The following is a 12,729-nucleotide window of genomic DNA, read 5'->3' as shown; positions in this document are numbered from 1 at the left end:
CCCTTGCCGACCCCGCCGAACCCGGCCGCCCCGCCGGCCTCGATACGCGCCGGGGCGCTGGCCGCCCTGCCCGTCCGCAGCGCCCTGCCCGCCCTGGTCCGCGCCCTCGACGGGCACGGCGCGGCCGTGCTGTGCGCCCCGCCGGGCACCGGCAAGACCACGCTGGTCCCGCTCGCCCTGGCCGGGCTCGTCCCCACCACAGGGGACGGGCCGGACGCGGGTGCGGGGGCCGGGGCGTCCGCGTCCGGCCCGGTGCGGCGCGTGGTCGTGGCCGAGCCGCGGCGGATCGCGGCCCGCGCGGCGGCCCGCCGGATGGCCTGGCTGCTGGGCGAGCAGCCAGGCGGCCGGGTCGGCTTCACGGTGCGCGGCGAGCGCGCCGTCGGCCCGGAGACGGTCGTCGAGGTGGTCACCACCGGCGTGCTCCTCCAGCGGCTCCAGCGGGACCAGGAGCTCGCCGGGGTGGACGTGGTCGTCCTGGACGAGTGCCACGAGCGGCACCTGGACGCCGACACCACCGCCGCGTTCCTCCTCGACGTACGGGCCGCGCTGCGCCCGGAGCTGCGGCTCGTCGCCGCCTCGGCGACCACGGACGCGGCGGGCTGGTCGCGGCTGCTCGGGGACGCGCCGGTGGTGGAGGCCGCCGGGGTCTCGTACCCGGTGGAGGTGGTCTGGGCCCCTCCGGTGCGGCCGGTGCGGCCACCGCACGGGATGCGCGTGGACCCGGCCCTGCTGGCCCACACGGCCTCGGTGGTGCGGCGGGCCCTGGCCGAGCAGGAGGGCGACGTGCTGTGCTTCCTGCCCGGCACCGGTGAGATCTCCCGGGTCGCGGCCCAGCTGGCGGGGGTGTCCGCGGAGGTGCTCCAGGTGCACGGGCGGGCTCCGGCGGCGGTGCAGGACGCGGTGCTCGCGGGCGGCTCCGGCCGCCGGGTGGTGCTGGCGACCGCGGTGGCCGAGTCCAGCCTGACCGTGCCCGGGGTGCGGGTGGTCGTGGACGCGGGGCTGGCCCGCGAACCGCGTGTGGACCACGCCCGCGGCCTCGGGTCCCTGACGACCGTACGGGCCTCCCGGGCCTCGGCCCGGCAGCGGGCCGGGCGGGCCGGGCGCGAGGCCCCCGGGGTGGTGTACCGCTGCTGGTCCGAGGCCGAGGACGGCCGGCTGACCGCCTTCCCCGCCCCCGAGATCAAGATCGCGGACCTGGCCGGCTTCGCCCTCCAGGCCGCCTGCTGGGGCGATCCGGACGCCGCCGGGCTCGCCCTCCTCGACCCGCCGCCGGCCGGGGCCATGGCCGCGGCCCGCGAGGTGCTGGCCGCGGTCGGCGCCGTGGACCCGGCGGGCCGCGCCACCCCGCGCGGGGTGCGGATGTCCCGGCTCGGCCTGCACCCGCGGCTGGCCCGCGCCCTGCTGGACGCGGCCCCCCGGGTCGGCGCCCGCCGGGCGGCGGAGGCCGTGGCCCTGCTCAGCGAGGAGCCGCCGCGGGAGTACGGCGACGACCTGGCGGCCGCCTGGCGCGGGGCCCGCCGCGGTGCGGACGCCTACGCGGCGCGCTGGCGCACGGAGGTGCGCCGCCTGGCCGGCGCGGTCCGCGGCGCGGACGGAGACGGCACGGTGGAGCGCACCGGGGACGGCGGCGGGGCAGGGGGCCCGGCCGGGGACGACGCGGTGGCGGGCCTGGTGGCCGCGCTGGCGTTCCCCGAGCGGGTGGCGAAGGCCCGCGGGGGCGGGGCCTACCTCATGGCCTCCGGCACCGGCGCCGAGCTCGCCGAGGGCTCCGCGCTGCGCAGCGCGCCCTGGCTGGCCGTGGCCGTGGCCGACCGCGGTGCGCACGCCGCGTCGGCGCGGATCCGGCTGGCCGCCGTACTCGACGAGGACACCGCGCGCGCGGCGGCCGGGCACCTGCTGGCGTCGGGCGAGGAGGTCCGCTGGGAGGACGGCGAGCTCGTCGCCCGGTCCGCGGAGCGGCTCGGCGCGGTCGAGCTGTCCGTGCGCCCGCTGCGGGACCCCGATCCCGCGCTGGTACGGGAGGCCCTGCTCGACGGGCTGCGCCGGGAGGGGCTCGGGCTGCTGCGCTGGACCCCGGAGGCGGCGGGGCTGCGGGCCCGGCTGGAGTTCCTGCACCGGGTGGCGGGCGGGGGCTGGCCCGAGGTCTCGGACGCGGCCCTGCTGGATCGGGCGGGCGAGTGGCTGGAGCCGGAGCTGTCCCGGGCCAGGCGCCGCGCCGACCTGGGCCGGATCGAGGCCGGCCAGGCCCTCGGGCGGCTGCTGCCCTGGGCCACCGGGGAGGCGCTGCGCCTGGACGAGCTGGCCCCGGAGCGGCTGGAGGTGCCGAGCGGCTCCCGGATCCGCCTGGACTACTCGGCGGAGCAGCCCGTCCTGGCCGTGAAGCTCCAGGAGCTGTTCGGACTGCGGGAGACCCCGCGGGTGGGCGGGGTGCCGGGGGTGCCCGTCCTCGTACACCTGCTGTCCCCGGCCGGGCGGCCCGCGGCCGTCACCGCGGACCTGGCGTCCTTCTGGCGCGAGGGCTACCGGGCGGTGCGGGCCGAGCTGCGCGGCCGCTACCCGAAGCACCCGTGGCCGGAGGACCCGGCGACCGCCGAGGCCACCCGGTACACGAGCGCCCGGCTGCGGCGGGGTTAGACCGTCCCTCCCGGATCCTGGCGGAGGCCCCGGCGGCCGTTGTCGGCGCCCCGCGGGCGGCGGGAGCGGGCCTCCAGCCAGAGGGCCAGGGCGAGGAGGGCGGCTCCGGTGGCGGCCAGGCCGACCGGTGCGTAGGTGTGCAGGACGAGGACCTTGGTGCGGTTCGCGGCCACCAGGTCGAGGGTGTGCCTGATGTAGTCCTCGCGCATCTTCACGTGCCCGTCGAAGACGACGAGCCGCTGGTCGGGGGCGCCCGCCGCGAGCTGTCCGCCGCGCAGCTCCTCGGTGTGGACCTCCTCGCCGTTGACGGGGGCGCCGGTCACCGGCTCCACCCAGAACATCCGCTTGGTCGTGTACCAGCGGGTGGTGCCCATGTTCTTCTCGATGGTCGAGGCGTCGAAGCCGGGGATCGGCATCTTCTTCGGGAAGGGCACCTTGGTCCACGGGATGGTCTGCTCGAAGTAGTAGACGTCCATGCCGCGGAACTTCCGGGGGCCGACGTAGTGGATCGGCGCCGAGGTGCGGGTCTGCGCGTCGAAGTACAGGTAGTCCCGCGGCTCGGTGAAGAAGGGCCACTTGAACTCGATGCCCTCGCGCTTGACCGGGTCCCCGTCGACCATCTCGCCGGTGGCGTGCACCGGGTCCTGGGTGTGCGCGTCGAAGATGTAGCGCTCGGGGATGGAGGAGACCATCTTCCCGTCGGGCCCGATCACGTGCGAGAGGGAGTCCCAGACCACCACGTCCCGGCCGGCGCCCGCCTCGATCTCCTCGGAGCGCTCGACGTTGCCCTTGAGGGTCTGCACGATGGTGATCTTGGGGACCTTCACGGGCTTGAGGGTGGAGTAGTCGAGGAGCGTGGCGGGCTTCGCCTCCAGGACCACCTCCTGGTACTGGCTGGGCGGGATCTTCGCGAAGCCCGGGTACATCCACCAGCGCAGCAGCGGGGCGAGCGCGGTGCAGAAGACCGCGAGGGACAGCAGGACGAGGCTTGCTCTGCGTCGCACGGCCGGACCCCCTCTCTACTGTCCGGGTGCCGCGGGCACGGTGGTGAGCAGCGGTTTGGGCGAGGTGCTGCCCTCGGGCGGTCCGACCGACACGGCGAGGAACACGAGGGCCACCGCGGCGGCCAGCCCGATGGCGGCGGCGACGAGTGCGCGCATGGCGGGGCCTCCCGAATCTGATACGGCGTCAGGGCTGGGGCACCGTAGCAATGCGGGGGCGAGATGAGAACACCGGTGCGCGGGCGTCCGCGCGCAGGCCGGTTCGGGCGTCCGCACGGGCTCTGCGGGACGTCCGTACGGCGCCCGTACGGGCCGCCGCGGGCGTGGTCAGCGGCCTTCGGCGGGGGCGGCGGGGTCCGGGGAGGCGGTGGGGGCCGCGGGCGTGGGGAGGGGGGCGGGGAGGTGCGAGGCGGTGGGGGTGGGGGTGGGGGTCGGGGCCGCGGTGGGGGTGGGCGTGGGGGTGGGCGTGGGGGTCGGGGTGGGCGTAGGTGTCGGGGTGGGCTTCGGCGTAGGGGTAGGCGTCGGCTCCGGGCTGGGGTCCGGCGTAGGCGTGGGGGTGGGGGTGGGCTTCGGCGTGGGCGTGGGCGTCGGCTCCGGGGAAGGCGTGGGCGTGGGCTTCGGGGTCGGGGTCGGCGTAGGCGTCGGCTCCGGGGAGGGCGTAGGCGTCGGCTCCGGGGCCGGGGTGCCCGGGGCCGGGCGGGTGTCCGGGACCTCGTGGGTGCCGTCGGCGTAGTACGCGTACCAGGACCGGACCGTGGCCAGGTAGGCGGACGAGCGGTTGTACGCCAGCACCGCCCGGTCCAGGTCCGCCGCGCGGCCCAGGTCGCGCCCGCCCGCGCACAGGTAGCGGCCCGCGGCGAGCGCGGCGTCGAAGACGTTGCCCGGGTTGCGGGTGCCGTCGCCGTCCCCGTCCTGGCCCCAGCCGGCCCAGGTCGAGGGGATGAACTGCATCGGGCCGACCGCCCGGTCGTACGCGGTGTCCCCGTCGTGGCGGCCGCCGTCGGTGTCGCGGATCAGCGCGAAGCGGGTGCCGTCGAGCACCGGCCCGAGGATCGGCGTGAGCGTGGTGCCCGCGCGGTCGACGAGGCCGCCGCGGGCGTGCCCCGACTCCACCTTGCCGACGGCCGCGAGGAGTTCCCAGCGCAGCCCGCAGCCGGCGTCCCGCTCCGCGACCGTGCGCTCGGCCCGCCGGTACGCGGCCAGGACGGTCGCCGGGATCCCCCGGCCGGCCTCGCCGACCCCGCGGAAGACCTGCTCTGCCTTCGGCGGGGCGGGCCGGACCGGCGGGGCCGGGGGCGGGGAGGCGGCGGGGGCCGGGGCGGGCGGGGCCGGCGGGGTGCCGGGCGGCTCCGGGGAGACCAGCGGCGGCAGGGCGGTGTAGTACGTGGAGCCGCGGGGCGCGGCGGCCGGTGCGGGGGCGGCCTGCTGCCGGGCGCCGGGCCGGTCGGCGGCCGCCGCGGTGCCCGCGTCCGGGCCCCGGGAGGCCGAGACCGCCCCGATGACCAGCGCGGAGACCAGGGCCGCGGCCCCGCCCCGGCGCAGTGCGCGTCCGATTCCGCCTGCCGCCATGGACCGGTCCCTCCCCCTCGAACGGCCGATTCGTCCGCGTGACCCTACGGCAACCGTCCTCCGTCCGACAGCACTTGACCGGCGGATCCCGGCAACTCCCCCGGATCCGCGGGGACCTCCCCGCCGCGTCCTCCGCAGCTTCACCGCTTCGCCACGGGATCCGCCGCCCGCGCATACTGAACTCCGGTGATCCACAGATCCGGTGGTCCACGAAGGGGAGCCCCATGCCGTTCACGCTCAGCCACGCGGCCGCGGTGCTGCCGGGCATCCGCCGCTCCGGCCGGGCGCGCGGCCCGCTGATGGCCTCGGCGCTGGTCGCGGGCTCCTTCGCGCCGGACCTGACGTACTTCGCCGCGAGCGCGGTGCCCGGCGGGATGGCCTTCGGGGACGTGACGCACTCGCTGCCGGGGGTGCTGACCGTGGACGTGCTGCTGACCGCGGTACTGGTGGGGGCCTGGCTGCTGCTGCGCGAGCCGCTGGCCGCGCTGCTGCCCGCCGCCCGCCGGCACCGGGCGTATGCGCTGGCCCGCGGGGAGGACTGGCGGGGGCGGAGCCCGCTGCGGCTGGCCGGCCGGTTCTGGGTGTCCGCGGCGGCGGGCTCGCTGACGCACGTGGTCTGGGACAGCTTCACGCACCACGACCGGTGGGGCACCGACGCCTTCCCGGTGCTGAACCGGACCGTGGCCGGCACCGGCCAGCCGCTGTACGCGCTCGTGCAGTACGGGGGCTCGGCGCTCGCGCTCGGCGTCCTGGGCTGGTTCCTGCTGGGCGCGCTGCGGGCCGTGCCCGCGGGTCCGCCGCCCGCGGCCGTGCCGGAGCCGGGCGGGCGGGTCCGGGCGGCCGTGCTGCTGCTGTGCGGGGCCGGGGCCGTCCTCGGGGCCGTGCAGCGGGTCCGGCTCTGGTACGCGCACAACGACCCGGCCGCGCTCGGCGTGCTCGACCACGTCCCCGCCGTGTGCTTCGGGGCGGGCGCCGGGCTCGGCGCGGTGCTGCTGGGGTACGGCGTGTGGTACCGCCTGCGCCACCGCGGGCCCGACCGCAGCCCGCGTACGCCGGTGCCCGTCCCCCCGCGCTGAGGGGACGGGCACCGCGCGGGGGCCGCCGGCCCCCGCGTACGGATCAGTGCGCCGCGGACTCCCAGTCGGGGCCCACGCCCACCGACACGTCGAGCGGGGCGCGCAGCTGGACGGCGGCCGCCATCTCGCGGCGGACCAGCTCCTCGACCCGCTCGCGCTCGCCGGGGGCGATCTCCAGCACGATTTCGTCGTGCACCTGGAGCAGCATCCGGGAGGCCAGCCCGGCCTCGGCCAGCGCCTTGTCCACGCGCAGCATCGCGACCTTCACGATGTCGGCGGCGGTGCCCTGGATCGGCGCGTTGAGCGCCATGCGCTCGGCGGCCTCGCGGCGCTGGCGGTTGTCGCTGTTGAGGTCGGGAAGGTAGCGGCGGCGGCCGAGCATCGTGGCCGTGTACCCCGTCGCACGGGCCTCGTCGACGACCCGCTGGAGGTAGTCCCGGACCCCGCCGAAGCGCTCGAAGAAGGTCTCCATGAGCCCGCGGGCCTCGGCCGGCTCGATGTTCAGCTGCTGGGAGAGGCCGAAGGCCGACAGGCCGTACGCGAGGCCGTACGACATGGCCTTGATCTTGCGGCGCATCTCGGCGTCGACCTCGGAGCGCTCCACCCCGAACACCTGGGAGGCGACCGTGGTGTGCAGGTCCTCGCCGGAGAGGAAGGCCGCGATCAGGCCCTCGTCCTCCGAGAGGTGCGCCATGACGCGCAGCTCGATCTGGCTGTAGTCGGCCGTCATCAGGGATTCGAAGCCCTCGCCGACCACGAACCCGCGGCGGATGGCGCGGCCCTCGTCCGTGCGGACGGGCACGTTCTGGAGGTTCGGGTCCGTGGAGGACAGGCGGCCCGTCGCGGCCACGGTCTGGCTGAACGTGGTGTGGATCCGGGCGTCGGCGGCGATGGTCTTGACCAGGCCCTCGACGGTCACCCGCAGCTTGGCCTGCTCGCGGTGGCGCAGCATGAGCACCGGCAGCTCGTGCTCCGTCTGCGAGGCCAGCCAGGCGAGGGCGTCGGCGTCGGTCGTGTACCCGGTCTTCGTCTTCTTGGTCTTGGGCAGGCCGAGCTCCCCGAAGAGGACCTCCTGGAGCTGCTTGGGCGAGCCGAGGTTGAACTCGTGCCCCACCGAGGCGTGCGCCTCCTTCACGGCCTGCTGGACGGCGCCCGCGAACTGCTGCTCCATCGCCTCCAGGTGCTCCCGGTCGGCGGCGATGCCGTACCGCTCCATGCGCGCCAGCAGCTCGGAGGTCGGCAGCTCCACCTCGTGCAGCAGCTCGACGGCGCCTACCTCGGCCAGCCGGCCCGCGAAGGCCCCGCCCAGGTCGAGCACGGCGCGGGCCTGCGCCATCAGCGCCTCGGCCTCGGCCTCCTCGTCCGCGCCGAAGGCGAGCTGGCCGTCGCCCGCGGGGGCCTGGAGCTCGCGGCCCAGGTACTCCACGCTGAGCACGTCCAGCGCGAAGGACCGGCGGCCGGGCTTGACCAGGTACGCCGCCAGCGCCGTGTCCATCGAGACGCCCGCGACGGTCCAGCCCTGGTCGGGGAAGACCCGCATGGCGCCCTTGGCGTTGTGCAGCACCTTGGGGCGCTGCGGGTCCGCGATCCACTGCGCGAACGCGCGCTCGTCGGCCTCGTCCAGCTGCGCCGGGTCGAACCAGGCCGCGGCGCCGTCCGCGGCGGCCAGCGCCACCTCGGCCACCCGGCCCGTGCCCTGCGCCCACGTGTCGACCGTGGCCAGGCCGAGCTCGCCGCCCGCGTGCGCCTCCAGCCAGGGGGCCAGCTCGCCCGCGCCCAGCACCGCGCCGTCCAGCTCCACGCCCGCCGCGGGCGGGGCCTCGGCCTCCGCCTCCGCGCCCGGGTCCACGGCCAGCAGCCGCTCGCGCAGCGAGGCGTTGCGGATCTCCAGCACGTCGAGCACGCCGGTGACGGCCTGCCGGTCGTACGGCGCGCGCTCCAGGTCGGCGGGGCCCTTGGGCAGCTCCACGTCCCGGACCATCTCGGTCAGGACGCGGTTCATCTTCACCGCGTCCAGGTGGTCGCGGAAGTTCTGCCCGGCCTTGCCCTTGACCTCGTCGGCCCGCTCGACGAGCTCCGCGAAGGACCCGAACTGCGTGATCCACTTGGCGGCCGTCTTCTCGCCGACGCCCGGGATGCCGGGCAGGTTGTCCGACGGGTCGCCGCGCAGGGCCGCGAAGTCGGGGTACTGCTGCGGGCTCAGCCCGTACTTCTCCTCGACCTTCTCCGGCGTGAAGCGGGTCAGCTCCGAGACGCCCTTGGTCGGGTACAGCACGGTCACCCGGTCCGTGACCAGCTGGAAGGAGTCCCGGTCGCCCGTGACGATCAGCACGTCGAAACCGGCGGCCTCGGCCTGCGTCGCCAGCGTGGCGATCACGTCGTCGGCCTCGAAGCCGTCCACCGCGAACCGCGGCACGCCCATGGCGTCCAGCAGCTCGCCGATCAGCTCCACCTGCCCCTTGAACTCGTCGGGGGTCTTCGACCTGTTGGCCTTGTACTCGGGGAACTCCTGCGAGCGCCACGTCTTGCGCGAGACGTCGAAGGCCACCGCGAAGTGCGTGGGCGCCTCGTCGCGCAGGGTGTTCGCCAGCATCGACGCGAATCCGTAGATCGCGTTGGTCGGCTGGCCGGTCGCCGTCGTGAAGTTCTCCGCCGGCAGCGCGAAGAACGCCCGGTACGCCAGGGAGTGCCCGTCCATGAGCATCAGCCGGGGACGGCTCGCTGCGGTCTCTGCTTCGGTCTTCTTCGCTGCTGTCTCTGCCACGCCCCCGATCCTAGGCGGCCGCGCCGACAATCCCCCCGCGGCCGGGTCCGCCGGGCGTGACAGGATCGGGGGTGTACGCACGAAACGCACCACGCTCGAAGGGGAGCGCCATGGCCGCCAAGCCGCCCGCAGGTGACCCGGTACAGGACGCACCGCAGGTCGCGCCCCCGCAGCACGCCGCCGCGGGCCTGCCCGCCATCGGCCACACCCTCAGGATGGCCCGCGAGCAGATGGGCCTCGCCCGTACCGCCCGCACCCTCCTGAAGGTCAACCAGAAGGACGGCTTCGACTGCCCCGGCTGCGCCTGGCCCGAGGGGGACAAGCGGCACGCGGCCGAGTTCTGCGAGAACGGCGCCAAGGCCGTGGCCGAGGAGGCCACCCTGCGCCGGGTCACCCCCGAGTTCTTCGCCGCCCACCCGGTCTCCGAGCTCGCGGAGCGCTCCGGCTACTGGCTGGGCCAGCAGGGCCGCCTCACCCAGCCGGTGTACCTCCCCGAGGGCGCCGACCGGTACGAGGCCGTCAGCTGGGAGCGGGCCTTCTCGATCATCGGCGAGGAGCTGCGCGCCCTGTCCTCCCCGGACGAGGCCCTCTTCTACACCTCCGGGCGCACCAGCAACGAGGCCGCCTTCCTCCTCCAGCTCTTCGCCCGCGAGTACGGCACGAACAACCTGCCCGACTGCTCCAACATGTGCCACGAGTCCTCCGGCTCGGCCCTCACGGAGACCATCGGCATCGGCAAGGGCAGCGTCTCCCTCGAAGACCTCCACCGCGCGGACCTGATCATCGTCGCCGGGCAGAACCCGGGTACGAACCACCCGCGGATGCTGTCCGCCCTGGAGAAGGCCAAGGCCGCCGGGGCGAAGATCATCTCGGTGAACCCGCTGCCCGAGGCGGGCCTGGAGCGCTTCAAGAACCCCCAGACCCCCCTGGGGATGCTCAAGGGCACCCGTCTGACCGACCTGCACCTCCAGATCCGCATCGGCGGCGACCAGGCCCTCTTCCGCCTGCTCAACAAGCTCGTCCTCGAAGCCGGGGGCGCCGTGGACGAGGAGTTCGTCCGCGAGCACACCCACGGGTACGAGGAGTTCGCCGCCGCCGCGCGCACCGCCGACTGGGACGAGACCCTCGCCGCCACCGGCCTCACTCGCGCCGAGATCGAGGAGGCCCTGGGCCTGGTCCTCGCATCGGAGCGCACCATCGCCTGCTGGGCCATGGGCCTGACCCAGCACAAGCACGCCGTCGCCACCATCCGCGAGGTCGTCAACCTCCTCCTGCTCCGCGGCAACATCGGCCGCCCCGGCGCGGGGGTCTGCCCCGTGCGCGGGCACTCCAACGTCCAGGGCGACCGCACCATGGGGATCTTCGAGCGCCCCGCGCCGGCCTTCCTCGACGCCCTCGACAAGGAGTTCGGGATCACCTCGCCGCGCCACCACGGCTACGACGTGGTCCGCGCCATCGAGGCCCTGCGCGACGGGCGGGCCAAGGTCTTCTTCGCCATGGGCGGCAACTTCGTCGGCGCCACCCCGGACACCGCGGTCACCGAGGCCGCCGTACGGAAGGCCTCCCTCACCGTCCACGTCTCCACCAAGCTCAACCGCTCCCACGCGGTCACCGGCCGGCGCGCCCTGATCCTGCCCACGCTCGGCCGCACCGACAAGGACGTACAGTCCTCCGGCAAGCAGTTCGTCACGGTCGAGGACTCGATGGGCATGGTCCACGCCTCCCGCGGCAACCTCGCCCCCGCGAGCCCGCACCTGCTCTCCGAGCCCGCCATCGTCGCCCGCCTGGCCCGCGCCGTCCTCGGGGAGGGCTCGCGCACCCCGTGGGAGGAGTTCGAGGCGGACTACGCCGCCATCCGCGACCGGATCGCGCGCGTGGTCCCCGGCTTCGAGGAGTTCAACACCCGGATCGCCGCCCCCGGCGGGTTCACGCTCCCCCACGCCCCCCGCGACGAGCGCCGCTTCCCCACGAAGACCGGCAAGGCGAACTTCACCGCCGCCCCCGTCGAGTACCCCGAGGTCCCCGCGGGCCGCCTGCTGCTGCAGACCCTGCGCTCCCACGACCAGTACAACACCACCATCTACGGGCTCGACGACCGCTACCGGGGCATCACCGGCGGCCGCCGCGTCGTGCTCGTCCACCCCGAGGACGCCCGTGAGCTGGGGCTCGCCGACGGGGCGTACACGGACCTCGTCGGGGAGTGGCGGGACGGGGTGGAGCGCCGGGCCCCCGGCTTCCGGGTGGTCCACTACCCCACGGCCCGCGGCTGCGCGGCCGCCTACTACCCCGAGACCAACGTCCTCGTGCCCCTCGACTCCACGGCCGACACCAGCAACACCCCGGCCAGCAAGTCCGTGGTCGTCCGCTTCGAGCCCGCGACCGACCGGCCGGGCTGAGCGCCCGCTCAGGCGGGTGATATGAAGAGCACACGTTAGCGGTCGTTTACGACAGGAGCCGGCCCCATGGGCGAGCAGCAGCACGTGAAGTTCCCTCAAGAGGTCATCGACGAGTACGCGGCACTCGGCGTGGACCTGCCCGCACTCTTCTCCGCCGGGCACCTGGGCGCCCGCATGGGCATCCAGATCAAGGAGGCCTCCGCCGACCGGGTCGTGGGCACCATGCCCGTCGAGGGCAACACCCAGCCCTACGGGCTCCTGCACGGCGGCGCCTCCGCCGTCCTGGCCGAGACCCTCGGGTCCGTCGGCTCCATGCTCCACGGCGGCATCACCAAGATCGCCGTCGGCGTGGACCTCAACTGCACCCACCACCGCGGCGCCCGCTCCGGCCTGGTCACCGGCACGGCCACCCCCGTGCACCGCGGCCGCTCCACGGCCACGTACGACATCGTCATCACCGACGAGCAGGACCGGCGGCTGTGCAGCGCCCGCCTGACCTGCATGCTCCGCGACGTCGGGGCCATGGGCGGCCAGGACGCCGCGGCCGCCGTGGTCGCCCCGTAGCGGCGGCGCGAACCGGCAGTGGCCGCCGCGGACCCCGCGCCGGCCGCCGCGCCGGTTGTGCCGCCGCCCGACGCCCCCTACCTTCCCCTCATGGGGACACCGAGGCACGTCCTGGGCCGGTACGCCGGCAGCGCGCTCCTCCTCGCACTGGCCGCCGGCGGATGCACCGATTCCGCTCCCCGCCCGCCCGTACGGAGCGCCTCCCCTGCGCCGCGGCCCGGCTCACCCGCCGAGGTCTGCACCGCCCTCGTCTCCTACTGGGCCCGCGAAGCGCTCACGGGCAGTTATTGGGCCGGTCTCGACTGGGAGCAGAAGGGCCTCTCGAACGGCCAGTACGAGATCCACGAGACCGTCCTCGCCGAGGCCCGCGCCCTGGAGCGAACACGCGGCCGCCGGGCCGCACTTGAGCTCGCGGACCGCCGCACCCGGGAGCTGTGCACCGAGCGCCGCGGTGCCACCGAGAGCTCCGAGAACTGGCGCCCCCCGGCCTGAACCCGCTCACCGGATTCCGCTCCGCCTGTCCGCCTTCCGGGCACGGCGCCGATCCGGCGCGCCCCGGAGCCGAGCAGCAGGTCGCGGCGGGTCCGGTGTACGGAGCACCGTTCTGCCGGAAGGAAGGGCTCCGCGATGATCTCACTGTCCGTAATCATGTATCGCCATGGAATGCCAGCCTGAACTGGCATTTCACCTTTTCTCCACAGCCGGAACAGCCCCTTTGGGCACGC

The 12,729-nt window shown here is 75.5% G+C and carries 9 protein-coding genes; 5 read left to right on the top strand and 4 right to left on the bottom strand.

Going from position 1 to position 12,729, the window contains the following annotated elements; genetic code table 11:
- Window positions 1-3: 3 nt before the first annotated feature.
- A complete protein-coding gene (gene hrpB, locus ACZ7JZ_RS31480) occupies window positions 4-2,634 on the top strand; it encodes an ATP-dependent helicase HrpB (protein WP_470945416.1) in 2,631 nt (876 codons plus the stop codon).
- Here hrpB and pgfA read toward each other — a convergent pair.
- The 3 genes from pgfA to ACZ7JZ_RS31465 form a co-directional block, all read right to left on the bottom strand.
- Window positions 2,631-3,638 carry a cell envelope lipid trafficking protein PgfA gene (gene pgfA / locus ACZ7JZ_RS31475; RefSeq protein WP_470945415.1) on the bottom strand — a complete coding sequence of 336 codons (1,008 nt, stop codon included), beginning with the start codon at window positions 3,636-3,638 and terminating at the stop codon, window positions 2,631-2,633. The two genes, hrpB and pgfA, sit on opposite strands and share 4 nt — an antisense overlap.
- Before the next feature lie 15 nt (window positions 3,639-3,653).
- Window positions 3,654-3,794, bottom strand: coding sequence for an SPW_0924 family protein (locus ACZ7JZ_RS31470; RefSeq protein ID WP_470945414.1), 141 nt, complete (start codon window positions 3,792-3,794; stop codon window positions 3,654-3,656).
- Between the two features lie 168 nt (window positions 3,795-3,962).
- Window positions 3,963-5,204: a lytic transglycosylase domain-containing protein gene (locus tag ACZ7JZ_RS31465; RefSeq protein WP_470945412.1), complete on the bottom strand. Its 1,242-nt coding sequence runs from the start codon at window positions 5,202-5,204 to the stop codon at window positions 3,963-3,965.
- A gap of 224 nt (window positions 5,205-5,428) precedes the next feature.
- Between ACZ7JZ_RS31465 and ACZ7JZ_RS31460 the strand changes: the two genes are divergently transcribed.
- Window positions 5,429-6,280, top strand: coding sequence for a DUF4184 family protein (locus tag ACZ7JZ_RS31460; protein ID WP_470945410.1), 852 nt, complete (start codon window positions 5,429-5,431; stop codon window positions 6,278-6,280).
- A gap of 43 nt (window positions 6,281-6,323) precedes the next feature.
- On the opposite strand, the gene polA is transcribed toward ACZ7JZ_RS31460, so the two are convergent.
- Window positions 6,324-9,044: a DNA polymerase I gene (gene polA / locus ACZ7JZ_RS31455; protein WP_470945409.1), complete on the bottom strand. Its 2,721-nt coding sequence runs from the start codon at window positions 9,042-9,044 to the stop codon at window positions 6,324-6,326.
- 110 nt (window positions 9,045-9,154) lie between these two features.
- Here polA and ACZ7JZ_RS31450 point away from each other — a divergent pair, with 110 nt between their 5' ends.
- The 3 genes from ACZ7JZ_RS31450 to ACZ7JZ_RS31440 all read left to right on the top strand — a co-directional run bounded on the left by ACZ7JZ_RS31450 (window position 9,155) and on the right by ACZ7JZ_RS31440 (window position 12,496).
- Window positions 9,155-11,440, top strand: coding sequence for an FdhF/YdeP family oxidoreductase (locus ACZ7JZ_RS31450; RefSeq protein ID WP_470945406.1), 2,286 nt, complete (start codon window positions 9,155-9,157; stop codon window positions 11,438-11,440).
- A gap of 66 nt (window positions 11,441-11,506) precedes the next feature.
- The gene (locus ACZ7JZ_RS31445; protein ID WP_470945404.1) at window positions 11,507-12,004 is read left to right on the top strand and encodes a PaaI family thioesterase; all 498 of its coding nucleotides are present in this window, start codon (window positions 11,507-11,509) and stop codon (window positions 12,002-12,004) included.
- Window positions 12,005-12,094: 90 nt separating this feature from the next.
- On the top strand, window positions 12,095-12,496 hold the full coding sequence (locus ACZ7JZ_RS31440; RefSeq protein ID WP_470945402.1) for a hypothetical protein: 402 nt from the start codon (window positions 12,095-12,097) through the stop codon (window positions 12,494-12,496).
- Window positions 12,497-12,729 lie beyond the last annotated feature (233 nt).

The organism is Streptomyces sp. NPDC038213 (assembly GCF_055600495.1).
The sequence above is the reverse complement of the archived record's forward strand: the minus strand, read 5'-3'. Positions and strand labels throughout refer to the sequence as shown.

Excerpts from the sequence above, each read along its gene's own strand:
- ACZ7JZ_RS31470 (WP_470945414.1), bottom strand. The coding sequence starts at position 3,794 with ATGCGCGCACTCGTCGCCGCCGCCATCGGGCTGGCCGCCGCGGTGGCC.
- ACZ7JZ_RS31465 (WP_470945412.1), bottom strand. The coding sequence starts at position 5,204 with ATGGCGGCAGGCGGAATCGGACGCGCACTGCGCCGGGGCGGGGCCGCG.
- ACZ7JZ_RS31460 (WP_470945410.1), top strand. The coding sequence starts at position 5,429 with ATGCCGTTCACGCTCAGCCACGCGGCCGCGGTGCTGCCGGGCATCCGC.
- ACZ7JZ_RS31450 (WP_470945406.1), top strand. The coding sequence starts at position 9,155 with ATGGCCGCCAAGCCGCCCGCAGGTGACCCGGTACAGGACGCACCGCAG.
- ACZ7JZ_RS31445 (WP_470945404.1), top strand. The coding sequence starts at position 11,507 with ATGGGCGAGCAGCAGCACGTGAAGTTCCCTCAAGAGGTCATCGACGAG.
- ACZ7JZ_RS31440 (WP_470945402.1), top strand. The coding sequence starts at position 12,095 with ATGGGGACACCGAGGCACGTCCTGGGCCGGTACGCCGGCAGCGCGCTC.